The 22,880-nt window shown below is 52.7% G+C and carries 20 protein-coding genes and 1 tRNA gene; 6 read left to right on the top strand and 15 right to left on the bottom strand.

Annotated elements, in window-relative coordinates:
- Positions 1-29 precede the first annotated feature (29 nt).
- The 3 genes from glpK to E3E23_RS02930 form a co-directional block, all read right to left on the bottom strand.
- Positions 30-1,511, bottom strand: coding sequence for a glycerol kinase GlpK (gene glpK, locus E3E23_RS02940; protein ID WP_167906190.1), 1,482 nt, complete (start codon positions 1,509-1,511; stop codon positions 30-32).
- A gap of 172 nt (positions 1,512-1,683) precedes the next feature.
- Positions 1,684-2,433, bottom strand: coding sequence for a glycerophosphodiester phosphodiesterase family protein (locus E3E23_RS02935; RefSeq protein WP_167906654.1), 750 nt, complete (start codon positions 2,431-2,433; stop codon positions 1,684-1,686).
- Positions 2,434-2,464: 31 nt separating this feature from the next.
- Positions 2,465-3,151 (bottom strand): glycerophosphodiester phosphodiesterase family protein, encoded by a 687-nt coding sequence (locus tag E3E23_RS02930; protein WP_167906188.1) that lies wholly within the window; start codon positions 3,149-3,151, stop codon positions 2,465-2,467.
- A gap of 87 nt (positions 3,152-3,238) precedes the next feature.
- Between E3E23_RS02930 and E3E23_RS02925 the strand changes: the two genes are divergently transcribed.
- From E3E23_RS02925 to E3E23_RS02915, 3 genes are all read left to right on the top strand, one after another.
- On the top strand, positions 3,239-4,567 hold the full coding sequence (locus tag E3E23_RS02925) for an SLC45 family MFS transporter (RefSeq protein ID WP_167906653.1): 1,329 nt from the start codon (positions 3,239-3,241) through the stop codon (positions 4,565-4,567).
- Positions 4,568-4,697: 130 nt separating this feature from the next.
- Positions 4,698-6,008, top strand: a complete 1,311-nt coding sequence (locus E3E23_RS02920) for an MFS transporter (protein WP_167906186.1) — start codon at positions 4,698-4,700, stop codon at positions 6,006-6,008.
- Positions 6,009-6,017: 9 nt separating this feature from the next.
- Positions 6,018-6,887, top strand: a complete 870-nt coding sequence (locus E3E23_RS02915; RefSeq protein ID WP_167906184.1) for an alpha/beta hydrolase — start codon at positions 6,018-6,020, stop codon at positions 6,885-6,887.
- 221 nt (positions 6,888-7,108) lie between these two features.
- Here the strand turns inward: E3E23_RS02915 and tmk are convergent, their stop codons facing one another.
- From tmk to E3E23_RS02900, 3 genes are all read right to left on the bottom strand, one after another.
- On the bottom strand, positions 7,109-7,726 hold the full coding sequence (tmk, locus tag E3E23_RS02910; RefSeq protein WP_167906652.1) for a dTMP kinase: 618 nt from the start codon (positions 7,724-7,726) through the stop codon (positions 7,109-7,111).
- Between the two features lie 108 nt (positions 7,727-7,834).
- A complete protein-coding gene (locus E3E23_RS02905; protein WP_167906651.1) occupies positions 7,835-8,542 on the bottom strand; it encodes a phospho-sugar mutase in 708 nt (235 codons plus the stop codon).
- A 10-nt stretch (positions 8,543-8,552) separates the two neighbouring features.
- Positions 8,553-9,638: a sugar phosphate nucleotidyltransferase gene (locus E3E23_RS02900; RefSeq protein WP_167906182.1), complete on the bottom strand. Its 1,086-nt coding sequence runs from the start codon at positions 9,636-9,638 to the stop codon at positions 8,553-8,555.
- A 134-nt stretch (positions 9,639-9,772) separates the two neighbouring features.
- Here E3E23_RS02900 and E3E23_RS02895 point away from each other — a divergent pair, with 134 nt between their 5' ends.
- The 3 genes from E3E23_RS02895 (at position 9,773) to E3E23_RS02885 (ending at position 15,691) form a co-directional block, all read left to right on the top strand.
- Positions 9,773-11,647: a phosphoenolpyruvate carboxykinase (GTP) gene (locus E3E23_RS02895; protein WP_167906180.1), complete on the top strand. Its 1,875-nt coding sequence runs from the start codon at positions 9,773-9,775 to the stop codon at positions 11,645-11,647.
- Positions 11,648-11,756: 109 nt separating this feature from the next.
- The gene (malP, locus tag E3E23_RS02890) at positions 11,757-14,258 is read left to right on the top strand and encodes a maltodextrin phosphorylase (protein ID WP_167906179.1); all 2,502 of its coding nucleotides are present in this window, start codon (positions 11,757-11,759) and stop codon (positions 14,256-14,258) included.
- 140 nt (positions 14,259-14,398) lie between these two features.
- The gene (locus tag E3E23_RS02885) at positions 14,399-15,691 is read left to right on the top strand and encodes a sodium-dependent transporter (protein WP_167906178.1); all 1,293 of its coding nucleotides are present in this window, start codon (positions 14,399-14,401) and stop codon (positions 15,689-15,691) included.
- 50 nt (positions 15,692-15,741) lie between these two features.
- Here the strand turns inward: E3E23_RS02885 and E3E23_RS02880 are convergent, their stop codons facing one another.
- From E3E23_RS02880 to E3E23_RS02840, 9 genes are all read right to left on the bottom strand, one after another.
- Positions 15,742-17,463, bottom strand: a complete 1,722-nt coding sequence (locus tag E3E23_RS02880) for a glutamate--tRNA ligase (protein ID WP_167906649.1) — start codon at positions 17,461-17,463, stop codon at positions 15,742-15,744.
- Positions 17,464-17,503: 40 nt separating this feature from the next.
- The gene (locus E3E23_RS02875) at positions 17,504-17,677 is read right to left on the bottom strand and encodes a hypothetical protein (RefSeq protein WP_167906177.1); all 174 of its coding nucleotides are present in this window, start codon (positions 17,675-17,677) and stop codon (positions 17,504-17,506) included.
- Between the two features lie 68 nt (positions 17,678-17,745).
- A complete protein-coding gene (gene dnaG, locus E3E23_RS02870) occupies positions 17,746-19,125 on the bottom strand; it encodes a DNA primase DnaG (protein WP_167906176.1) in 1,380 nt (459 codons plus the stop codon).
- Positions 19,125-19,523 (bottom strand): toprim domain-containing protein, encoded by a 399-nt coding sequence (locus E3E23_RS02865; protein ID WP_167906175.1) that lies wholly within the window; start codon positions 19,521-19,523, stop codon positions 19,125-19,127. The genes dnaG and E3E23_RS02865 overlap by 1 nt, the downstream gene beginning before the upstream one ends.
- Positions 19,524-19,577: 54 nt before the next feature.
- Positions 19,578-19,931, bottom strand: coding sequence for a hypothetical protein (locus E3E23_RS02860; RefSeq protein WP_167906174.1), 354 nt, complete (start codon positions 19,929-19,931; stop codon positions 19,578-19,580).
- Positions 19,932-19,967: 36 nt separating this feature from the next.
- Positions 19,968-21,242: a TIGR04013 family B12-binding domain/radical SAM domain-containing protein gene (locus tag E3E23_RS02855; protein WP_167906173.1), complete on the bottom strand. Its 1,275-nt coding sequence runs from the start codon at positions 21,240-21,242 to the stop codon at positions 19,968-19,970.
- Between the two features lie 77 nt (positions 21,243-21,319).
- The gene (gene hpkA, locus E3E23_RS02850) at positions 21,320-21,523 is read right to left on the bottom strand and encodes an archaeal histone HpkA (protein ID WP_068666274.1); all 204 of its coding nucleotides are present in this window, start codon (positions 21,521-21,523) and stop codon (positions 21,320-21,322) included.
- Between the two features lie 351 nt (positions 21,524-21,874).
- Positions 21,875-22,345 (bottom strand): dCTP deaminase, encoded by a 471-nt coding sequence (gene dcd, locus E3E23_RS02845; RefSeq protein WP_167906647.1) that lies wholly within the window; start codon positions 22,343-22,345, stop codon positions 21,875-21,877.
- Between the two features lie 416 nt (positions 22,346-22,761).
- Positions 22,762-22,837, bottom strand: a tRNA-Arg gene (locus E3E23_RS02840).
- Between the last annotated feature and the right edge of the window lie 43 nt (positions 22,838-22,880).

The raw sequence follows: 22,880 nt of genomic DNA, 5'->3' as shown, positions 1-22,880 counted from the left end.
AAATCCTAAGATTTAAGGTTTTCCCAAACCTAAAGTTGGACAACCTTTGCCCACCCTATCGAACGTCTGACGGCCTCTTTCCACCCAGCGTATAGCCTTTTTCTCGTTTCTTCGTCCATATTCGGTTCAAAAATCCTCTCGGCCTTCCAGAGCTCCCTTATCTCCTTTAGCCCTTCCCAGTAGTCCACGGCAAGACCGGCCAAATATGCCGCACCTAGGGCCGTCGTTTCTTGTACAAAGGGTCTAATGACACGCTTGTTGAGGATGTCCGCCTGGAACCTCATGAGGAAGTTGTTCCTCGTGGCTCCTCCGTCAACGCGAAGCTCTTTAATCTGCACCAGCTTTTCCATTTCATCAACGACATCGCGCGTGAGATAGGCTATCGCCTCGAGCGTGGCCCTCGCGAGGTGCTCCCTTCCCGTTCCCCGCGTTATTCCGATTATCAGTCCCCTCGCGAACTGGTCCCAGTACGGTGCCCCAAGACCCACAAAAGCGGGGACAAAGTAGACTCCCTCGTTCGAGGCCAGCTTTTCGGCCATCTCCTCTGTCTCGGCGGCATCTTTGATGATTTTAATCCCGTCACGGAGCCATTGAACTGCCGCTCCAGTTATGAACACGCTTCCTTCGAGGGCGTAGGTGACCCTTCCATCAAGCCCCCAGGCTATTGTCGTCAGAAGGTTGTCTGAGTAGAGGAGCATCCTTCCAGTGTTGGCCAGGATGAAGTTGCCCGTCCCGTAGGTGGCTTTAACCATACCCTCCTCAAAGCATGCCTGACCAAATAAAGCAGCCTGCTGGTCTCCAGCGTCTCCACTTACCGGAACCTCCGCGCCTAAGAGCTCTCTCTTCGTGTAGCCATAAATCTCACTCGACTCTTTAACCTCCGGGAGGATGGCCTCGGGAATATCGAAGATTTCGAGGAGCTCGTCATCCCATTCGAGCCTCTTGATGTTGAAGAGCATCGTCCTTGAGGCATTGGAGTAATCGGTGACGTGCTCGCCCGTGAGTTTGTAGATGAGAAAAGTATCGACTGTTCCGAAGAGAACCTCCCCTTTCTCGGCCTTTTCCCTTAGCCCGGGAACGTTGTCGAGGAGCCACTTGAGCTTTGAGGCGGAGAAGTAGGCATCCGGGACGAGGCCAGTCTTCTCCTTGATTACATCCCCGTGTTCCCTCTTTATCTCCTCAACCATCTCTGCCGTTCTTCTGCACTGCCACACTATGGCGTTGTAGAGGGGCTTTCCGCTCTTGTCCCACACGATCGTAGTCTCGCGCTGGTTGGTTATGCCTATTGCAGCTATCTGCTCTGGGGTAATTTTGGCGTTCTTAAGGGCGGTTTTTATCGCCTTAAGCTGGGCCTCCCATATCTCCTCGGGGTTGTGCTCCACCCAGCCGGGCTTTGGGTAGTGCTGGGGGAACTCGTACTGGCCAACGCCGAGGACGTTGCTCTCCCTGTCGAAAACTATGGCTCTAGCTGAGGTTGTCCCCTCGTCGAGCGAGAGTATGAACTTATCCATCACTGACCACCTCAGCGTATTATGGCACTGGAATATAAAACTTTGCCGCGCTTATCTGTATGGTAGAGTATATTCTCACGCGGAGAACTATCGAAAAGAATTCTTTGGGGGGCCATGGATAAAAATCGACGCAATGCGTAAAAGACCGAGAAGGAAGTTCTTGAGGTGTTGTTCACTTCAGCCCCAAGCCCCTCAGATATTCAATCATCCTCTCGACATCGTTCGCTATGACGATCTCGAAGAGACCCTTTAGCTTGGCCAGGTTATCGTCTTTGTAGAAGAGAACGTCGTTCTCCGTCCAGAGGGCAACCTTGAGGCCGAGCGAGCGGGCCCAGCCGAGCGCTTGTAGGGTCTTCTCAAGGCCGATTATTGGGATGGCCTCCATCGGGACGTTTATCGACCAGAGGTCGAGTTCCTCCTTGAGCTTCGGTATGAGCGGCACAACTTCTTCCCTGTCTATGAGGAGGCCCATGGTGGTCTCTCTGTCGTATTTGCGGTACTCCCTCAGGGCGTCGATTTCGAAGGAGGAAACCATAACCCTCTCGGGGTTGTTCTCCAGGACTATGCGGGCGGTTTCTTTGGCGGCATCAACGTCCTTGAGCTCGACGTTTATCAGGGCATCTTTCGGAAGAACCTCAAAAACCTCTTCCAGCGTGGGTATCTTCTCTCCCATACCTATGTCGGCCTTTTTTAGCTCTTCCAGCGTCATCTCCTTCTGCTTCCCGCTTAAGTTGCTCGTCCTGTTTATGCTCTCGTCGTGCATGACTATGACTTTTCCGTCCTGGGTGAGCCATACATCGAGCTCGATTCCATCGGCCCCTGCCTCGATTGCCTCCTTGAAGGCCAGGAGGCTGTTTTCGGGGTACTTACTCATATATCCCCTGTGTCCAAGGACGATTACTCCTTTCCGTTCCCATGGCATGAACATCGCCCCGAACTGATAAGCCCAGTCACTAAAAAACTTTCCTCAGCTTTGCCGGATCGTCGGAGATGATAACGTCTACGAGGCTCTTTAGCCTCGGAACCCAGAGAAGCTCGTCCATTTGGTAGTTCCAGAGGTAGACCCGCAGTCTCCTCTTCCGAAGTGTCATGAGTAGGGTAATGAGATTTCTGTATCCAATATATCCCACTGCATCTACCGGCACGTGGATAGAATAAAGGCCTCTCAACCTTGCGAGATGGCCGATAGAGGAATAGCCGACTATTGAAAAGCCAACCCTGCAGGATGGGCATTCCTTCATGAGACGTCCCGCGATTTCTCTGCTCTCGGTTGAAAAGACAGTGTTTTCAAGGACTCCAAACCTCTCGGCGAGGGTCACAACATCCTCCACGGCTTCTATCTCCTTCACGTCGGCGTTGAGGGGAACGTCCCTGAATTTCTTGAAAACGCTCCCGACTGTTGGAATGAGCTTTCCATTGGGGTGGAGCCTTCTCAGCTCCCTAAGGCTCAGCTCCCGCAGATAGTGATAGGAACCATCGGCTTGGAAGCCCCTGTCGTGATGGGTCACGAGCTTTCCATCGCCCGTAACCCTCACGTCGAACTCTATACCGTCGGCGTATCGGAGTACCCGCCTAAAGGCAGGAAGGGTGTTCTCGAGCCTCCCTCTGAAGCCTCTGTGGCCAAGGATTACGATCCTCATCCTTACTACCACTCTTTACGGACATTAAAAATCCTTAAAAACCCAGCGTTTTAGTTCATTGAGGACTAAAATAGTCGGGTGATGAACATGAAGGACTTCAAGTACAGCAGGATATTCATCCTTGGCTTTGGCTTCTTTGGGATAAGTATAATTTGGGCGCTCTACAACGCTTACGTGCCTATTTTCCTGCAGGACACGTTCAACCTCAGCAAGACTGTCACCGGCTTCATCATGACGATAGACAACCTCTTCGCAGTCGTCCTCCTTCCATTCCTCGGGGCCCTGAGCGATATGACCAGAACGCGCCTCGGGAGGAGGAAGCCGTACATACTCTTGGGCGCTCCTTTGGCGGCTCTTATGTTTGCACTCATACCCGTGGCCAGGGAGTACGAAAACTTAGCTCTCTTCATGGGGACCATCATCCTGATGAACTTCTTCATGGCCCTCTTCCGCTCGCCGGTCATAGCCTTCATGCCCGACATAACGCCGAGTGAGAAGAGGAGCCAGGCCAACGGGATAATCAACTTTATGGGTGGTCTTGGAGCGCTCTTTGCCTACTTCGGAGGCAAAATGCTCTACGACGTCAATTATGCGCTTCCTTTCTACGTTGGCGCCGCGATAATGCTTCTCGCCAGCCTCTTCGTGGTGCTTTTCGTGCCTGAGCCTGAGAGGTACAGGAAAGCGGGCGAGGCCAGGGTCAAACTGAGCCAGCTTCTCAGGGAGACCAGCCGGAAGAGCTTCGGTGAGCTGAGGGAAAACCTTAAGGATGTCTTTGCCAGCAGGGAAAAGAGTCTGCTTGCGATACTGCTGGCGATATTCTTCTGGTTCATAGCATTCAACTCCTTAGAGACATTCTTTACGAGCTACGCCAAATACCATCTCGGAATCGAGGAGAGCACCGGTGCCTTTATGCTGGGCGTGTTCTCCCTTAGCTTCATGATATTCGCTATTCCAGCGGGCTTCCTCGGCGGCAGGGTTGGAAGAAAGAGAACCATAACCCTTGGCCTGCTCGTGGTTGTGGCAATAATGCTCGCGGCCTATCAGGTCGGTGAAACCTCAAAACCAGCGAGCAGCTCCCTCGGAGACCCCGTTGTGATGACCTTTATGGGGCTCTTCTTCGTGGGTGGTATAGGCTGGGCGATGGTGAACGTTAACTCCCTGCCAATGGTTGTGGACATGACCACCGAAGAAAAGCTCGGCGGCTACACTGGCCTCTACTACTTCTTCAGCCAGGCGGCAAACCTCGTTGCACCGCCCCTCTCTGGAGCCTTCATAGACGTTGCGGGCTACAAGACGCTGCTGCCATTTGCGACGGTCTTTTTCGTGCTGGCCCTCATAACGATGCAGTTCGTCAGGAGAGGCGACATCGTGAAGAGCAAGGGGGATGTGTACGACTACGTGCCCGAGATGGACTGATCCTTTTCTCTTTTATAATCTTAAAAGTCCTGCCTTCCGGAATATAGGAAACTTCATTCTTCAAACCAAAAACGTAAAAACAGATTTTTCCAGAAACCTATCTCAGCAACTGACTATGGGGGGTAAAACCATGAACAAGAAAAAGTTCAGCTGGAGTGTCGTTCTCAGCCTGGCGTTGCTCGGATTCAGCAGGAGCGTCGGCTGGGCACTGAACAAGGGGCTTTCATTCCCGCTGCTCTCGAGCTACACCCAATCGGCATTCGTGAAAGGAACCATACTGGCTGTTGAGGGTTTTATCGGTCTGTTCATTCCAGTTCTTCTCGGATATTACAGCGATACACTCAAATCAAGGCACGGAAGGAGAAGGCCTTTCATCATGATAGGCGGCATTCTCGCTGGAATCGCAGCGATGATGATGTACACGGCCTACGCTATGGGTGTTCCGCTCTGGGGCTTCGCCCTAACGTTAGCGTTCTTCTACCTGTCGATGCACCTCTATACTGCCCAGTTTAGAGCTCTGATGCCCGACACAATAGAGAGCGGCCAGAGAGGGAAGGCCAGTGGGGTCATCACACTTCTCGAGTGGGCTGGAAACCTCTTCCTTTTCGGCTTGGCTGGTTACCTGATAGCCAAAGCAGTGGCAGAGACCGGCGAGAGCGAGGGAATCAAGGCACTCGCCCAGACCCCCTATCTCAAGATACCGTACATCATCACAGCTGCATTCCTCATCGGAGCGGCGCTCTTCGTTTACTTCATTGTAAGAGAGCCAGAGGCACCGGAGATAGAGGAGAATGAGAGCCTTACCGCATACCTGAAGAGCATCGTCGAGAACAGAGACTTCCTCAAGTTCTACGCGGCTCAAACACTCTGGTGGATGAGCTTCGAGTTCATAGCGATATTCCTTTACGGCATACTGGCCTACATCCTTCACGGATCAGCGAGCGAGGAGAACGTCAAGGCAGTGACCTCTCTCGGCCTTTACCTTATGGCACTCTTCAACATTACTGTTCTCCTCGGTGCCCTTCCTGGTGGCCTCATCTATGACAAGCTCGGCAGAAGGCTTAGCATAATCCTCGGCGGTCTCATATTTGCCCTCCCGCAGCTCTGGGGATGGTTTATCGACACCCAGACCGAAATAGTGATTGCCCTTGGAATAGCGGGAATCGGCTGGGGAATCCTCATGGCGGCTTCTTATCCGGTCATCGGCGACCTGTTGACTCGCTACGAGAAGGAGGCCTTCACGGGCCGTTATTATGGTTTCTTTGAGGCCACCCGCTCCCTTCCAGTGCTCTTGGCGGGAATAGTCGGCGGTGCAATAGTTGACCTGGCAGGGGAGAACTACCGCGTCCTGTTCCCCATCGGGGCGATACTGGTTCTCCTGGCGATGCCGATGATATGGCACATGAAGAACCTTGAGGTCCATACGACGGAGCTGGAGTGAGGTGATAAAATGGGATGGCTTATAGTTATTGCCCTTCTCGCCTTTCTGTTTTTGGCTTTTGTCGCTTTCGTGGGCTACAAGATGGTGAAGCCGCCGAGGCTTATCGAGGACTGGACGCCTAAGGATTTTGGCCACGACTATGAGGATGTCACGATAGAAACGCGCGATGGGCTCAAGCTGAGCGGCTGGTGGATCGACAACGGGAGCGATAAGACAGTGATACCGCTCCACGGCTACACTTCCAGCAGGTGGTATTCCCTCTACATGAAGCCCACAGTCGAGTTCCTGCTCAAGGAGGGCTACAACGTGCTTGTCTTCGACTTCCGCGCCCACGGGAGGAGCGAAGGTAAATACACAACGGTGAGCGATAAGGAATTAACCGACGTCTTATCTGCCATCGACTGGCTGAAGAAGGAGCACCCGGACAAGGCGGAGAAGATAGGCCTAATCGGCTTCTCGATGGGCGCAATGGTGACCATAAGGGCACTTGCAGAGGACGAAAGGATTTGCTGTGGTGTGGCAGATTCGCCGCCGATGGATCTCGACAAAACTGGAGCTAGGGGGCTCAGGTACTTTGCCAACCTGCCGGATTGGCTCTACACCTTTGTCAAGCCATTCACCAAGCTCTTCAGTGGCGGAAGGGAAATCCACCCGATAGAGTACGCCGACAGAGTCAGAAAGCCCCTCCTCATCATAGCCGGTGAAAAGGACCCGCTCGTCAAGGTCGAGGAAGTCAGAGCTTTCTACGAGCGGAACAAGAAAATCAATCCGAACGTTGAGCTGTGGGTTACCGATGCCACCCATGTCAGGACGCTCAAGTCCCATCCCGAGGAGTGGAAAGCGAAGGTCGGGGAGTTTCTGAGGAAGTGGATGGCTTGAGAAGCTTTTGGCTCCCTTTTACCTTTTCCTCGTGAAAAGTGGCCTCGGCTAACCCTCTTTTCCTCACCGCTCAGTGTGGCTAACGCTCGTCATCGGCCAAAAGAACTTCTCCCCAACCTTTAAAAAGAATCCGCCGAAGAAAAGCGGGGGATGAGGAGCGTTTACCGGTCTGAACTCGCGCTCCGTGCGGCACGTGATGACATCGGCACTGGCTGACCCCATCACTTCTTGAGGAGTTCGTGCTCAACCAGGGCGACGATGTCGTTGTGTATGTCCTCGACGCTGGCGAGGGCGTTCACTATCTTCATCTCCGGAAACCTCTCTGCGAGCTTGAGGTAGTTCTCCCTGACCTTCTTCTGGAGCTCCGCTATCTTGTCGAACTCTGTCTTTATGCTTCGCCCGTTTATGCGCTTCATACTTTCCTTGACGGGCAAATCGAGGAGGATTACGAGATCCGGCCTAATGGCGAAGCGGTTCAGGTCAATGAGCCAATCCAAATCGAGACCCCTCGCCCATTGATATGCCAGGGACGAGTAGAAGTAGCGGTCGGAGATGACGATCTTTCCAGCCTCTATAGATGGTTTTATCAGCTTGTGGACGTGCTCCGCTCTATCTGCTGCGAAGAGAAGCGCCTCAGCCTCGTGACTTATTCGAGCGCCGTCTATTATGCCCTCCTTGCCGCCGGTAAGGACGAGCCTTCTGATGAGCTTTCCGAAGGCTGTATCTGTTGGCTCTTTGGTTAGAACCACGTCGTAGCCTCTTTCCTCGAACCACTTCGCCAGAAGCTTTGCTTGAGTTGATTTACCAGCACCATCGATGCCCTCGATAACAATGAACATTCCCACAGATGTCACCCCCAAAATGAACAGAGGGGGTTATCAAGGGCTCCCCTTTTAACGCTTTTCTTTCAGGATTTTTGAGCCGATTTAAAAGGAAAGTAAAAAATCTTAGAGGTTCTTCTTCATGTGGTCGAAGAGCTTCCACATGCTTCCAAACTCGAGTTCTTCCCCATCTTTGTAGAACTCCACCACGCCTTCTGGCCTGAAGCGAAGACCGAAGTCGTAGTCACCCTTGCTCAGCTTGTGGAGGAAGACCTCCTTTGGCTTTGGTGGCAGGTAACTCGTCATCATGTCGTTTATAAGCTCGGCCTCAAAGCCGAAGTGCTCACTCATCCTCGGGAAGAAGAGAACCGCTGGAGTGTTCATGGCATCCACGAGGGCCTTACCCTCGATGCGGAAGTTGTAGTGCTTGAAGATCTCATGCAGAAAGTCGTCGAGCGCGTTCGGATAGTAGACCGTTGCACCTATGTCGTTGGGCTGGGCCTCGATGAAGCTCTTGCTATCCAGGATGGCCTTTATCTCCTCGCCGTCTATTCCGCTGACGTAGACACGAATGCCGCCGTAGTAGTAGACGTAGGCCAAGGGAAGGCCCTTCCTGTAGGCGAAGTCCTTGAGGGCTATGAGGGGTATCAGCCTGACGTCCATTATCGTCGAGCCCGTGCTGACTATGCCGACTACCATTGCCCTTTTCCCGTAGCGCGAGATGGCTCTGCCGTCCCTTCCGACTATTATCGTGCCGTGGGATATCGTTCCTATTGCCCTTCCAAGCAGGGCGAGCTCCTCTGGATTGAACCTCTGGGAGTAATACACCTCCACCTTCACCACCTCAATCTGGCACTATTATACTCTCCTTACCAATCCTCGACTCCACCCAAATCTTGACGTTGGAGCCTATCTTGCTGAAGTCCTCGATGACCGTGCTGTCGCCTATGACGCTCCCGGGCTGGATGATGACCCCCTTCCCAATGTAGACGTTCTCGCCGATTATCGCTTCCCTAATCTCAGCCCCTTCCTCGATGGTAACGTTTGAGAATATCACAGAACGCTCTATTTTAACGTTTCTGCCTATCTCCACATCGTCGCCGAGAACAGCGAAGCCCTGTATTTCTGGCTTTCTGAGCCTGCATCGTTGCCCTGTAATCAAACTGCCTCCGTGTTCGAGGTTTCCCTTCAGGCTCTCTGCCCTGAGCTGTGGAAGTATCAGCCTGCCGTGAAAGATGTCCTCGGTAGCCTGCAGATAGCTGGACGGCCTGCCAACGTCGTTCCAGTACCCCCTGAAGGGGAAGCCGTAGAGGGGCAAGCCGTTCTCGAGCATCCTCGGGAACAGGTCCTTGGAGAAGTCAAAGTTCTTACTCTTGGGAACGAGGTCAAAGGCCTCCGGCTCGAAGACGTAGATGCCTGCATTGACTAAGTCGCTGAAGGCTTCTTCCGGCTTGGGCTTTTCCTTGAAGCGGAGAATCCTTCCATCGTTGTTTATTATGGCTATGCCATACTGCGTGGGGTCTTCGACCCTCGAGAGCGCTATCGTTGCCAGCGCCTTTTTCCTCAGGTGGTATTCGTAGAGCGCCCTGAGGTCGAGGTTTGTGAGCACGTCGCTCGAGACGACAAAGAATGCCTCGTCCATGTTTTTGACGAGCTTTCTCGTGGCCCCACTTGTTCCTAACTTAGCGTTCTCGCTGTTGGAGTAGTGTATCTCTATCCCATAGTCGCTCCCATCGCCGAAGTACTCCATAATGCGCTCTTCGAGGTAGCCAACCAGGACGTAAACTTCCTCAACCCCGGCCCTCAGGAGGTTTTGGAGGGCGTACTCCATGAGGGGCCTGTTGAAGAAGGGTATCATCGGCTTGGGTCTGTAGACTGTGAGCGGTAGCAGCCGCGTCCCCCTACCCCCTGCCAAAATCACCGCCTTCATTCCACGCACCGCTATGTTGTGCTACTAAGGGTTAATATGTTTTGCGCATGGCTGAACTTATAAGTCCACCGGGGCACTTAAATTTCCGACAAACTATTTTAAGGCATTACTCTACTATTCTTGGAGGCGGTAGTATGAACGCTCTCGAAAGGCTTGAGAAACTCCTTGATAAAGAGCAGTTTGAGAAAATTAAGGCAATAGACAACCCAGAACTACACGAGTTTTTGGCCGAGTGGATTGAGTGGCTCGAACCGAGCAAAGTTTTCGTCTGCACCGATAGCGAAGAGGATGAATGGTATGTCCGCTGGAAAGCTCTCTATTATGGCGAAGAGAAGATGCTCGAAACTCCCAATCATACGGTTCATTACGACAACTACTATGACCAGGCCCGCGATAAGGCCAACACGAAGCTTCTCGTTTCCGGCCGGAAGAGCTTACCGTTTCTCAACACCCTTGACCGTGAGGAGGGCCTTAAGGAGATACGCGAGCTGATGAAGGGAGTAATGCGCGGTAAGGAGCTTTTCGTGTGCTTCTTCGTCCTCGGGCCGAAAAACTCGGTCTTCACGATTCCTGCTGTTCAGCTCACGGATTCTGCCTACGTGGCCCACTCGGAGTTCATCCTCTACCGTAAAGGTTATGAAGAATTCAAGCGCCTCGGAAGAAGCGCGCGCTTCTTCAGGTTCGTCCACAGCGCTGGAGAGCTCGACGAGAGGAAGACCAGCAAGAACCTCGATAAGAGGAGGATATACATAGACCTTGAGGGCGAGACGGTCTACTCCGTCAACACCCAGTATGGCGGCAACACGATAGGCCTCAAGAAGCTCGCCTTCAGGCTCACCATCCAGCGCGCCGTTAGAGAGGGCTGGCTCAGCGAGCACATGTTCCTGATGAGGATAAACGGCCCCAACGGCAGGAAGACCTACTTCACCGGCGCCTATCCGAGCATGTGCGGCAAAACCTCCACAGCTATGATTCCATGGGAGAACATCGTCGGCGACGATTTGGCGTTCATCGTGCCCATGAACGGAATAGCACGTGGAGCGAACGTCGAGAAAGGCGTTTTCGGCATAATCCAGGGCGTAAATCCAGAGGACGACCCAATAATATGGCAGGTTCTCCACTCGCCCGTCGAGATAATCTTCTCCAACGTGCTCGTCAAGGACGGAAAGCCCTACTGGAACGATATGGGGACAGAGATTCCTGACGAGGGAGAGAACCACAGCGGTCAGTGGTGGCGCGGAAAGAAGGATGAAGAGGGCAACGAGATACCGCCGAGCCACAAGAACGCGCGCTTCACGGTTTCACTCGAACACTTCCCGAACGTTGACATGGACGCCCTGGAAGCCCCGTGCGGCGTTGAAGTGGGCGGTATGATATTCGGCGGCAGGGATAAGGACACATGGCCTCCCGTTCGTGAGGCCTTCGACTGGAGGCACGGCGTCGTAACTATGGGAGCAGCTCTTGAGAGCGAGACTACCGCCGCTACCCTCGGTAAGGAAGGGGTCAGGGCCTTCAATCCAATGGCCATACTGGACTTCATGAGCGTCCACATAGGGGACTACCTGAGGAACTACCTGGAGTTTGAGAGGAAGCTCAGGAAGGCTCCCAAGATATTCGCGGTTAACTACTTCCTCAGGGACAAGGAGGGCAACTGGCTCAACCACAAGCTCGACAAAGCTGTGTGGCTCAAGTGGATGGAGCTCCGCGTTCACGGCGACGTCGATGCCATAGAAACACCGATAGGATACATACCCAAGTACGAGGACCTGGCGAGGCTCTTCCGTGAGGTTCTCAACAAGGACTACAGTAGGGATGACTACGAAAAACAATTCACAATAAGGGTTCCAGAGCTGTTGGCCAAGATAGAGCGCATCGAAAAAATCTACCGCGAGATTGGAAACGTTCCGGAGGAGCTCTTTGAAGTTCTGGCTCAGGAGCGCGAGAGGCTGCTGAAGGCGAGAGGGGAGTACGGCGACTACATCAGCCCCTTCCAGCTGGAGAAGGCCTGAGCCCTTCTCTTCTTTCCCTTCTCTGAGTGCACTTTTCTGGGCACTCCCAAAACCCTTTTTAACTCTCCTTCCAAATAGTATCACTGAAAATGATACATAGGTGGTTGCCATGGCTGACGTTGAAACCCCCACCCACGATTTAATCAGGGAGAAGCTTCCCCATCCCATAAAGGATTTGGCTGATCTGGCCTACAACTATTGGTGGAGCTGGAACAGGAGGGCAACGAGGCTCTGGGAGTATATTGACCCGGAACACTGGGAGGAACACAATAATCCTGTTAAGCTCCTTCTCGACGTTTCTGAGGAGCGTCTGGAGGAACTTCTGAAGGACGACGACTTCATGAACCTCTACGAGCTTGTTATGGAACAGTTCCGGGATTATATGGATCCAGATTCGACTTGGTTCTTAACCAACTATCCCAAGTGGGACAAGCCCATAGTGTATCTCTGCATGGAGTACGGCATAAGCAGGACTCTGCCCATATACTCCGGCGGTCTGGGAATACTCGCTGGTGACCACGTGAAGACCGCCAGTGACCTTGGTCTGCCTTTCATAGCAATAGGTCTGCTCTATAAGCACGGCTACTTCAAACAGGAGATAGACAGAGACGGAAGACAGATCGAGATTTTCCCAGAGTACAGGCCAGAGGAGATGCCGATAAAACCGGTTCTCGGGAAGGATGGAAAGCCACTCCTTATAGAGGTCCCCATAGAGGACAGAATCGTTTACGCAAGGGCCTCAGAGGTTGAGGTTGGAAGGGTGAAGATATATCTCCTGGACACCGACGTTCCCGAGAACAGCGCGGACGACAGAACCATATGCGACTATCTTTATAACGCCGAGATAGACAAGCGCATAAAGCAGGAGATACTCCTGGGAATCGGTGGAATGCGCCTTTTGAAAGCTCTTGGCATAGAGCCGAGTGTCGTTCATCTCAACGAGGGGCATCCAGCCTTTGCCAACCTCCAGAGGATAGCCTGGTACATGGATGAAGGATTGACCTTTACCGAGGCGTTGAGTATTGTCAGGGGGACTACGGTTTTCACCACGCACACCCCAGTTCCAGCGGGCCATGACCGCTTCCCAATTGAGGAGGTCAGGAAGAGGCTCGCCAAGTTCCTTGAGGGTAAGGACGAGAGGCTCCTGGAGCTCGGCCGCGAGGGGAATGAAATCAACATGACCCTACTGGCCATAAGAACTTCCAGTTATGTCAACGGCGTCAGCAAGCTCCATGCCGAGGTAAGCAAGCGCATGTGGCAGAATCTTTGGCCCGGAGTTCCGCTGGATGAGATACCTATCGACGGTATCACCAACGGCGTGCACACCATGACCTGGGTTCACAGCGAGATGAGAAAGCTCTTCGACCGCTATATCGGAAAGGCATGGCGCGAGCACACGAACATCGAGGGTCTGTGGTACGCCATCGAGAGAATTCCCGATGAAGAGCTCTGGGAGGCCCACCTTAAGGCCAAGAGGGAGTTCATAGAGCTACTGAAGAGGAAGATTAAGGCGAGGAACGAGAGGCTTGGAATAGATGAGCCCCTGCCTGAGATCGACGAAAACGCGCTCATCATAGGCTTCGCCAGGCGCTTCGCGACCTACAAGCGCGCCACCCTACTCTTCACGGACATCGAGAGGCTCAAGAGGATCCTGAACGACCCAGAGAGGCCAGTCTACATAGTCTTTGGTGGAAAGGCCCATCCAATGGACGAGGCCGGCAAGGAGTTCCTAAAGAAGGTCTACGAGGTTTCCCAGATGCCCGAGTTCAAGGGCAAGATATTCGTCCTTGAGAACTACGACATGCGCAGTGCAAGGCTCATGGTGGCTGGAGTTGACCTCTGGCTCAACACCCCGCGCAGGCCGATGGAAGCGAGCGGAACGAGTGGAATGAAGGCTGGGCTGAACGGAGTGCTCAACGCGAGCATCTACGAGGGCTGGTGGGTGGAAGGCTACAACGGCAGGAACGGGTGGATCATTGGAGAGGAGAGCACGGAGCCCGAAACCGAGGCCGACGACATAAAGGACGCAGAGAGCCTCTACAACCTGCTGGAGAGGGAGATAATCCCGACCTACTACGGCAACCGCAAGAGATGGATTTACATGATGAAGGAGAGCATCAAGAGCATAGCCCCGCGCTTCAGCACCCACAGGATGGTCAAGGAGTACATGGATCGCTTCTATTCCAAGGCTATGAGCAACTACATCTGGCTCACAAGGGACAACTACGTCGGTGCCAAAGAGATAGCCACATGGAAAGACCGCGTTATCGGTACATGGGACAACGTGAGCATCGAAAACGTAGTCATAACAGACGGAAGCAGACTTCAGGTCATCATCCACCTCGACGGACTTAAGCCCGAAGACGTTCGCCTCGAGCTCTACTGCGGCGTCCATGCCGAGGAGCATCGCATAGAGAAACCGCATATCTTTGAGCTGAGGCATCCAAAGGAGCTCGGGGATGGAAGGTGGCTCTACACCTATGAGGGAAGCGCTCTGAGGCACCTCGGTGACCCCTGCTGGCACTATGCGATAAGGATCTACCCCCACCACGAAAAGCTGTCCCACCGGTTCCTGCTTGGATTGGTGAAGTGGAGGGGTCTCTTCGAGTGATTTTTATTCCCTTTGTTCCATTTCCAACAAAATTCAATCCACAAAACTTTGTATAAGAACTTTCCAACGTTCTTTGTGTGGAGGCATATTTTTAACTACCAATGTCGACTTTTTTGATTAGAATTCCTGGGGGTGGAATCATGGACGAAGTCAAAAAATGGACAATATATCTGATATTCCTCGTTGCCGGATTTGCCACGGGAATCGGAAGCATAGGGCTCTTCCCGCAGTTCTGGCTCCAGTACGGGATTACGGGAATCATAGTGCACGTAGTATTCCTGGCCATACTGACCTATGTGGCAATCCTAGAGGCAGAGACCGTCATGAAGTCCGGTTACTACTTCGTGGAGCTGTACCAGAAGGTTGCCAAGAGGCCCTCAATGATTATGGCAATATTTGCGGCTATAGTGATGTTTCTCTCCTACTATGCAGCCAACGTGATGCTGACTCTGGTCTCACCGCTGCTCGGTACTGGAGCCGTTGCGAGGTTAATAGCAAAGGTACTGATGTTCGTGATAGTCTTCGTGATCCTTACCAGGGCCAAGGAGAAGACCTTCGCCATAATGGCCATTGGTTCGGTTATCTTCGTCATTGCGGTGGCCATAACGGCGGTTGCCTTCAAGCTCCAGATACCGGAGAATGCCACTTTCCTTGGAATGGCCAAGCACATGCTCATTGCTAGGCACGCCATCACTCTTGACCTCATTAAAGACGCTGCACTTAGGGCAATCTATGGTGTCGGACTTGGATTCGCGTTCTACCTGATGCTCGGGAGCTTCATCAACGAGCGTTTCAACGCTAAGCTCATTATAGGAACTGGAATCTTCATTCAGCTCCTTGTCGGAGTGCTCTCCACGATAATCGTTGTCTACGGCCTTGGTCCAACCACCCCAGAGAGGCTCCTTCAGTACGTCTATGGCGGCGATGAAGGGGCGATCCAGCTCATGGGTGAGCTACCGGACATACTCTCAGGCTATCCTGCGCTTATAGCACTCATCGGAATCTCAGCGTTCTTTGCTGGGGTCACGAGCCTGTTGCCTACCGCTGAGGTAGGCCTCCAGATAGTAGAATCGACACTGAGAGTGGGCAGAAACAGGGCTGCCACGTATCTTATTGGCGCGGCCCTCGCCATAGGGCTGGTAGACTCTCCCCCGTCAATAGCGGATATGGTTCTCAAGGCAGTGATCATAATAACTTTCTTCACGGCCATATTTGAGCTGTATCCAGTGATAACGTCCAAGGAGAAGCTCTCAACTCCCGGGCTCGTGGTGGCAGGAACAGCCGCACTGCTCTTCCTTGTGGGAGGTCTTTATGCCCTCGTCACCGTGTTCAGATCAGGAGGCGTCTACGTGGCCTCGGGAATCCTCGCTGTGGTAGTTATTGCCTTCGGGCTCTTTGGCGACAAGCTTGTGCCCGGGACGCCCTCAGAGTGAGGGCTTTTCCATTTTTGTTTGTGATGCAATAAGCAAAAAAGAAGAAGGGCTCATTTGTGAGCAAATATTGCAACGACCTTTTCTGGAGTCACTTCGTCTATCCTCACAAAGCCAAAGCGCTCGAACTGGACGATGTCATCGACCTTAACGTCAGCATCGGCTTCGAGCAGACCTTTCCTGGTGATGAGTTCGTCTCCCTGTGGAACGAGAACCTCACAGGGCCTGCCCTCGGTTACCCAGTGTATCATCCTCCAGCGGTTTTCCCTCGCTATCTCGTAGTCGATGCTGTGGAACCTGGCCTTAATTCCGTCCTCGCTTACCTCGACTATCTCCACGTTGAAGAGATCCTTCAGGCGGACAAAGTTGCCAGGCTTGAGCAGGTTCATGTCGTCCTTTGATACATAAACAGGCTTTCCGGGCTCGAACTTGAGCTTTCTAACTCCTCTGTCGGGGTGGTCCGGATGTAGGGGAATCTCCGCAATGAACTCCTCCCCGTAACCTTCAATGTACATCGGTATCGGGTCAGCAACGAAGAAGTAGCGGTTAGCTATCGGTTCGATTATTCTCCTGTTTATCGCCGCGAGGTTGTCCCAGCTCACCGTTGTGTCACTTCTCTTCAACCCAACCTCGATGATGAGCTCCCTTATGGCCTCCGGTCTTATGCCGCGCCTCTTCAGGGCCCTTATGGTTCCTAACCTCGGGTCGTCCCAGCCGAGGTATTTTCCTTCCTCGATGCCCTTCCTCGTCTTGGACTTGCTAAGAATCACTCCCTCTATGCTGAGCCTTCCGTGGTGGACGGTAACTGGGTATTCCCAGCCGAAGTAGTCGTAGACGTAGCGCTGCCTCGTCTCGTTTTCCGCGTGCTCCTGGCCGCGGAAGATGTGTGTAACGCCGAGCTCGTGGTCGTCTATGGCGGAGGCGAAGTTGTAGAGCGGCCAGACACGGTATTTGTTGCCCGTCCTCGGGTGGTTTGGATCGTCGATTATTCTCAAGGCTGGCCAGTCCCTAACCGCTGGGTTCGGATGGCTGAGGTCGGTCTTGATTCTAACGACAGCTTCTCCCTCTTTATACTCTCCGTTGAGCATTTTCCTCCAGCGTTCGAGCTGAACCTCTACCGGCTCTTCCCTGTGTGGACAGGCCTTTCCTTCATCGCGGAGCTTTCTGAACTCCTCTGGCTTGCAGGTACAGACATAGGCCTTGCCCATTCTGATGAGCTCCTCCGCGTACTTGTAATAAATCTCAAGTCTGTCGCTGGCAATGTGGATTTCGTCGATCTGGAAGCCGAGCCACTTCAGGTCTTCGATAATCCAGTCGTAGAACTTAGGTTCGGGTCTCTTGACCTTCGGGTCTGTGTCATCAAAGCGGAGGATAAACTTTCCACCGTACATGCGAGCGTACTCGTGGCTGAGTATCGCCGCCCTGGCGTTGCCGAGGTGGAATGCTCCGTCGGGGTTTGGGGCGAAGCGGGTAACCACTTTGCCTTTCTCGGCCTTGGGGAGTGGAGGGAGGCCCTTCTTTTCCTCCTTCTTTTCTTTCTTAGCCTCAAAGAACTCGGGATAAATCTCCTTCAGCTTAGCCTCCTGCTCCTTGATGCTCATCCCGTTTACCTGCTCGACTATCTCGTTGACGAGAGGGATTATTTCCTTCGCCTTAGGCCTTAGCTCGGGGTTCTCGCCGAGGACCTTTCCTATGACTGCCTTCGGGTTAGCTTTTCCCTTGTGGCTAATCGCGTTGATGAGCGCGTACTTCATAATCAGCTCTTCCACGTTCATTTTCCCCACCGGGGGAAGAAGGGAGGGAGGAGTTATAAAGTTACTCCCCTTCGCAATGTGGTTCTTCCTTCCGTTTCTTCTGCGGTAGGAGTATCTCCAGGAACACCAGGACTAAACCGAGGATTCCGAAGAACATGCCTCCGTTATTGCCCATCAGTATCCCAAAGAGAATGAACGAAATTCCCAGGAGCATCAGCTCAAGACCCTCATCCATAGAACCACCAGAAGATTCTACCCAAAGAAGTTAAAAGTTTTGTGATGGAAAATAAGAAGGTGCGGAGCTCACTCCGCAAAGGTCACTATCTTGAGATTGACCGGCCTTCTGACGACGTTGTACTTCCTCGCTCCGACGAGGTACTTTACCCCGCTCTCACTGACGGTGTCGATGAGCCTCTGGGTTATGACGCCGTTGAAGACGACCGCGTAAACGTCCTTGCGCTCCTTGAGCTGGTTGGTGAGCTCTCTGACGGGTATCTCAGCGATGACGTTTTTGTCCTTATCCAGGAGGAGCGCCACCGATTCCTTGGAGCTCTTGACCTTCTCGATGAACTCACCGAACTCGTCGAGCTCACTCGGTCTGGGTTGCTGGATTGGCTTGACTATCTTCTCCTCCCTCTCCTTGGGTTCGGGCCTTTCTGGGGGCTTTGGTACTGGAGCTGGTGCTGGGGGTTTGACTTCCCTGTGCTTTTCCTCCTTGGCTTTGGCCTTTTCTTTCTCCTTTATAACATCGTAGAAGTTCCTGCCCTTATAGAATATCTCAGTTATGACCTGCTCCGCTGGAACCTTGCTCCTCAGGGCTTTGACTATCTCTTTCTTTGTGAGCTCTTCAACTTCTTTGCCCTCGGGTGCCCTGGCGACGTAGTCAATATCTGCAACCTGAAGGAGCTCCTTGAGGATGAGCTCTCCACCGCGGTCGCCGTCGGTAAAGGCGGTAACGATGCGCTCCTTGCTGAGCTTTATGATGGTCTCTGGGACTGAGGTTCCCTCGACGGCTATGGCGTTCTTTATGCCGTGCTTGAGCAAGTTGAGCACATCTGCCCTTCCTTCAACGACAATGATTGAGTCAGAGAACGGCACATGCGGTCCGGCAGGAAGCTTCTCCGGGCCGTACTCTATGAGCTCCTTAGCACGGACGGCCTTCTTGACCTCCTCGGTGAGCTCCTGGGTCTCCGGGATCTCCTGCTCCATCAGGGTCTCGAGGATCTCCTTGGCCCTCTCGATAATGTACTTCCTCTTGGTGGCGCGAACGTCCTCTATGCGGAGAACCTTTATTTTGGCCTCGGCCGGGCCGACCCTGTCGATGGTCTCAAGGGCAGCTGCTAGAATGGCTGTTTCAACCCTGTCGAGGCTCGATGGGACGGTTATCGTTCCGTAGGTCTTTCCTGCCTTCGTGTGAACTTCAACCCTTATCCTTCCAATCCTGCCGGTCTTCTGGAGTTCCCTTAAGTCCAGGTCATCACCGAGAAGGCCCTCAGTTTGACCAAAAATAGCACCAACAACGTCAGGCCTTTCGACGATTCCGTTTGCTTCGAACTCAGCGTAGATTACGTATTTAGTCGTTCCGAATTCATCTTTGGCTGACATACCATCACCCTCTTTTCTTTTTTCAAACTTCTGCTTTTCAGCTAAAATGTGGTGAAGCACTGTCTTTTTCCTTTTCATTAAATCCCCTCCATTCGGGGGTCAGAAACGGAGACGACTTTAAGGTAAAGGCCGTAAAGGTCCTCGATACCCTTTATGTCCTTCTTTGATATCCTCTTGAGCTCCTTTCTCGTCTCTGAGTCCACCCTGCAGGAATACCCCTCCAAATACTGGAGGAGCTTCCTTGCGAGTTCTTCGCCCTTTCTGTCAAAGTCCGTAAGTATCATGACCTCATCATACGATGATGCGATGAGCGCAATTTCTGACAGTGGAAGGCGGGAGAGTCTTATTATCTCCGCCCTGACCCCCAAATTTCTCAAAGCCACCTCGTCTCGCGGGCCCTCAACTATGATGGCCCCCTCAAACTCTCGCAGTTTGTCTATAAGCTCCTCGAATCTTTTATAGTTTTCGGCGTACATATTGCCGTCGTACTGGTAACGAAAGAATGGGGTTATAAGCTTATTGGCGCAGGTTTAGAGCCGGTACCTGAAGCCGAAAAGGGGCCACCAGGTATAGTCGCTTTTCTTGCCGTAGTAAAGCGCTAGGATCAATCCAGTGAGCGGCAAAGCCGCCATCATGATGTCCCTGACCGTTTCTGGAAGGGGCAAGGTCATCCCAAGGATCAGGGTGAGTGCGAATCCTCCGAGAAACCCCAAGAGAGCATAGAAGATAGCCCCACCAACCCTTGGTTTCACCGCGGCGAGGTAAACTATCCCGAGGACAAAGGCCCACGAGAGCGTCCATTCTACGTCCTCGCTGAGCAGATAAAACACCATCAAAAAGCCGAGTATGAAGCCCAGCAGGTCTATGCGCTTCATGCTATCCACCGGTATAACTTTTCAAGAGAATCCATAAAAGCATTGCTAACACACGTTTCTAACCGGCACCGTGTGGCTCATGGGTTCCTCATAGAACTCCTCTATAAGCCTCTGGAGCTTTCTTGAGAGCTCAACCTGCTTGCCCCACGACCCTTCTATCTTGCCCTTCGCTGCCATCCTGCCCAAAAAGCGCTTCATCTCCTCACTCAGGGGGGAAGGTTTACACCTTGCATAGGGCGTCCCCGGCAGGGGCATGAAATAGTGGGCGCGAACTTTTCCTCCCTTTTTCATAACCCACTCCATCAGCTCGATGCTCTTCCTCTGGCTCTCTTCGCTCTCGTTCGGAAGACCAACTATGAAATCCACCACCGGCTCAAAGCCGTACTCGAGCATATACTCTACAGCTCGCTTGACGTGTTCGACCTTATGAATCCTGTGCATCGCTTTGAGCATCGCATCGTCGCCGCTCTGGGCGCCTATGGCCAAGCGCCTGTTGTCGGCGTAGTCTATGAGGAGCTCGAGGGTCTCCGGCAGGACGAACTCTGGCCGAACTTCGCTCGGAAACGTTCCGTAGAAGAGCCGCCGTCCCTCTTTTCTGAGCGGTTGAAGGGCCTTCAGTAAAGCCTCAAGCTTGTTTAACTTAAGTATCGCCCCAGGTGAGCCGTAGGCAAAAGCGTTGGGAGTTATGTAGCGTATGTCCTTCATTCTCCTTGAATATCTCACTATCTGATCTATGGGCCTGTGCCTCATGCGGAGTCCCTTGATGTAGGGTGTTTGGCAATAGTAGCAGCCGAAGGGGCAGCCTCTGCTTATCTCAATGGGGGAGATTAGTCTTAGCGACTCGGGATAGGGCGGAAAACGCCAGAAGTCCTCCACTTTAGCGAAGCCCGTGAAGGTGAACTCGCCGTCCAGGTAAAAGGCGAGCCCCCTGATGTTGAGAAGCTCCTTTGTGATTTTATAGCCCGTCTTTTTGAGGGTCGTTAAAAGCTGATAGAGAACCTCCTCTCCCTCGCCTATGACAGCTATGTCGAAACCGAGCTGGTTTAGGGTGTGTTTGGGCATGGCTATCGCGTGATAGCCGCCGGCTATCAGCAAAGCTCCCCTCTCCTTGAGAAGCTTGACCTCGCGGGGAAGGTCACCCCATATCTCCTCCGTGAAGAAGGAGTAGAGAACGACCTTCGGCCGAGCTTTTAGAATCTCGTTGAAGTCTTTGGTTACCAACAGCTCTCCGAGATCAAATCCCTGACTCTCCAGGGCGCCGAGAAGATGAACAAAGGCATTGTGGTTGCGTTTTGTCATTCTGACCGCTATCTCTGGCATGGGGAAACCTCCAGAAGAGCGGTTTAAAAAGTTGACTTTCAGGGAGTGACAAAAGCAAGGAAGAGAAAGAAAGGCCTTCAGGCCTTGATAGCGAGCTTGATGTCCTCGGCCTTGACGGTCTTTCTGCCAGCGTGCCTGGCGTACTCGACGGCCTTCTTGGCAAGCTCGATGGCGTACTCCTCGAGGTACTCAGCGAGAACCTTAGCGGCCTCCTCGCTAACCCTCTCGGCACCGGCCTTCCTAATCAACCTGTCAATTGGGGCAATTGGCAACTCAGCCATTCACAACACCTCCAGGAAGGGTTTTTCACTATTTTTTTAGGCGATTGGAGATATATAAACCTTTCGGTAAACGGAGCCATCTACGTCGATTAGATGGCCACTACGCCCTTGGATACAACCAACTTAGCGAGATGGATTTTCTCGTGAACCTTGAGGGAAATAGATAACCGGTCGAGAGCACAGTGCCCAATAGAAGGCATTACCCAGATGGTGCCTTTGGGGAGCGATAGTTCCCCAGTACACTTTTTAATTAAGTCTAATGTTCTCGGGAAGAATTCATTTGTTCACTAATCGTGCTTGGATGGCCTAAGAAATAGAATGGAGTTGGGTATCGAGGCAAATTTCATAGTCTCATTTCTTTCTCCTCTTCGATAGCGCAAGGTGCTGGCTTCCCTGATAACTGCCCCGGTAGGGATTCTTTGCCGGGCCTTCAAGCCTGATGAATGCTATCTGAACGAACCTTTCTCCGTAGGCAAGCTCGATAGGTTCATCTGAGGCGTTGAATATTCCAAGGGTGAGGTTGCCGTCCCATCCCGGGTCGACCCAGGCGAAGGAACCCATTAGTCCCTCTCTTGCCAAGCTGCTCCTCAGCTTCATGTCCCCCATAACGTCGTCAGGTAGCTTAATGCGTTCGAGGGTGAGAATCAGGGCATAGCCCTTTGCGGGGATTACAACCTTCCCTTCCTTCTCAACGTCTATGAACTCTCCGTTAACCATTGCCTCCTTTCCAACCCTCAAGTCGTAGCCGGCCGGCTGAAGGGATTTCTCGTTAAATGGCTCGATTAGAATCTCCTTCCTGATTTTCCAGTCTGGAAGCATCATGTTGACCACCCCAAGGTTAAACGAGGAGGTGCTTAAAAAGCTGACCTACAACCTCTGCAGAACGAGGTTTACCAAAAGTAATGCCTGTGAAAATTAGTTCTCCGTGTGTTGGAGCGGAGTTCCAACATCACTTGGCATCAAGCTTTTGAAAAAAAGCTTGACCAAAAGAGCTCCTTTCTCCCACGAGGGGCGGGAATTAAAGCGTGCACTCTGGAAATGCCTTATGAATATGGGGTTTAACTCCAAAAACAGGCCTTTGAGAATAGTTTCATTTTTTATTCTGGCGTCCTTTGGACGCCTTGTGGAGAGTGGAACACTGTAAAAAAGCCAATTTGAAAGTAAACCCGCTTGAGAATTGACAATTTGGACTCGCACGCAATTTTTCCGTCAACGCTTTGCGAAGCAAAGGGTTGTTATGGCGGGCCCGGCGGGATTCGAACCCGCGACTACCGGCTCCGAAGGCCGGCGCCATATCCCCTAGGCCACGGGCCCACGATGGTGGTTCATAACGGCCAAAGATAAACCTTGCGGTCTT

The sequence above is a fragment of the Thermococcus sp. CX2 genome (assembly GCF_012027555.1).
Taxonomy (GTDB): domain Archaea; phylum Methanobacteriota_B; class Thermococci; order Thermococcales; family Thermococcaceae; genus Thermococcus.
The sequence above is the reverse complement of the archived record's forward strand: the minus strand, read 5'-3'. Positions and strand labels throughout refer to the sequence as shown.

Coding starts and splice junctions, on each gene's coding strand:
- E3E23_RS02915 (WP_167906184.1), top strand. CDS start 6,018: ATGGGATGGCTTATAGTTATTGCCCTTCTCGCCTTTCTGTTTTTGGCT.
- E3E23_RS02920 (WP_167906186.1), top strand. CDS start 4,698: ATGAACAAGAAAAAGTTCAGCTGGAGTGTCGTTCTCAGCCTGGCGTTG.
- E3E23_RS02875 (WP_167906177.1), bottom strand. CDS start 17,677: ATGGATGAGGGTCTTGAGCTGATGCTCCTGGGAATTTCGTTCATTCTC.
- malP (WP_167906179.1), top strand. CDS start 11,757: ATGGCTGACGTTGAAACCCCCACCCACGATTTAATCAGGGAGAAGCTT.
- E3E23_RS02930 (WP_167906188.1), bottom strand. CDS start 3,151: ATGAGGATCGTAATCCTTGGCCACAGAGGCTTCAGAGGGAGGCTCGAG.
- tmk (WP_167906652.1), bottom strand. CDS start 7,726: ATGTTCATTGTTATCGAGGGCATCGATGGTGCTGGTAAATCAACTCAA.
- E3E23_RS02865 (WP_167906175.1), bottom strand. CDS start 19,523: ATGTACGCCGAAAACTATAAAAGATTCGAGGAGCTTATAGACAAACTG.
- hpkA (WP_068666274.1), bottom strand. CDS start 21,523: ATGGCTGAGTTGCCAATTGCCCCAATTGACAGGTTGATTAGGAAGGCC.
- E3E23_RS02925 (WP_167906653.1), top strand. CDS start 3,239: ATGAAGGACTTCAAGTACAGCAGGATATTCATCCTTGGCTTTGGCTTC.
- glpK (WP_167906190.1), bottom strand. CDS start 1,511: ATGGATAAGTTCATACTCTCGCTCGACGAGGGGACAACCTCAGCTAGA.
- E3E23_RS02935 (WP_167906654.1), bottom strand. CDS start 2,433: ATGCCATGGGAACGGAAAGGAGTAATCGTCCTTGGACACAGGGGATAT.
- dnaG (WP_167906176.1), bottom strand. CDS start 19,125: ATGAAAAGGAAAAAGACAGTGCTTCACCACATTTTAGCTGAAAAGCAG.
- E3E23_RS02855 (WP_167906173.1), bottom strand. CDS start 21,242: ATGCCAGAGATAGCGGTCAGAATGACAAAACGCAACCACAATGCCTTT.
- E3E23_RS02895 (WP_167906180.1), top strand. CDS start 9,773: ATGAACGCTCTCGAAAGGCTTGAGAAACTCCTTGATAAAGAGCAGTTT.
- E3E23_RS02885 (WP_167906178.1), top strand. CDS start 14,399: ATGGACGAAGTCAAAAAATGGACAATATATCTGATATTCCTCGTTGCC.
- E3E23_RS02900 (WP_167906182.1), bottom strand. CDS start 9,638: ATGAAGGCGGTGATTTTGGCAGGGGGTAGGGGGACGCGGCTGCTACCG.
- dcd (WP_167906647.1), bottom strand. CDS start 22,345: ATGATGCTTCCAGACTGGAAAATCAGGAAGGAGATTCTAATCGAGCCA.
- E3E23_RS02880 (WP_167906649.1), bottom strand. CDS start 17,463: ATGAACGTGGAAGAGCTGATTATGAAGTACGCGCTCATCAACGCGATT.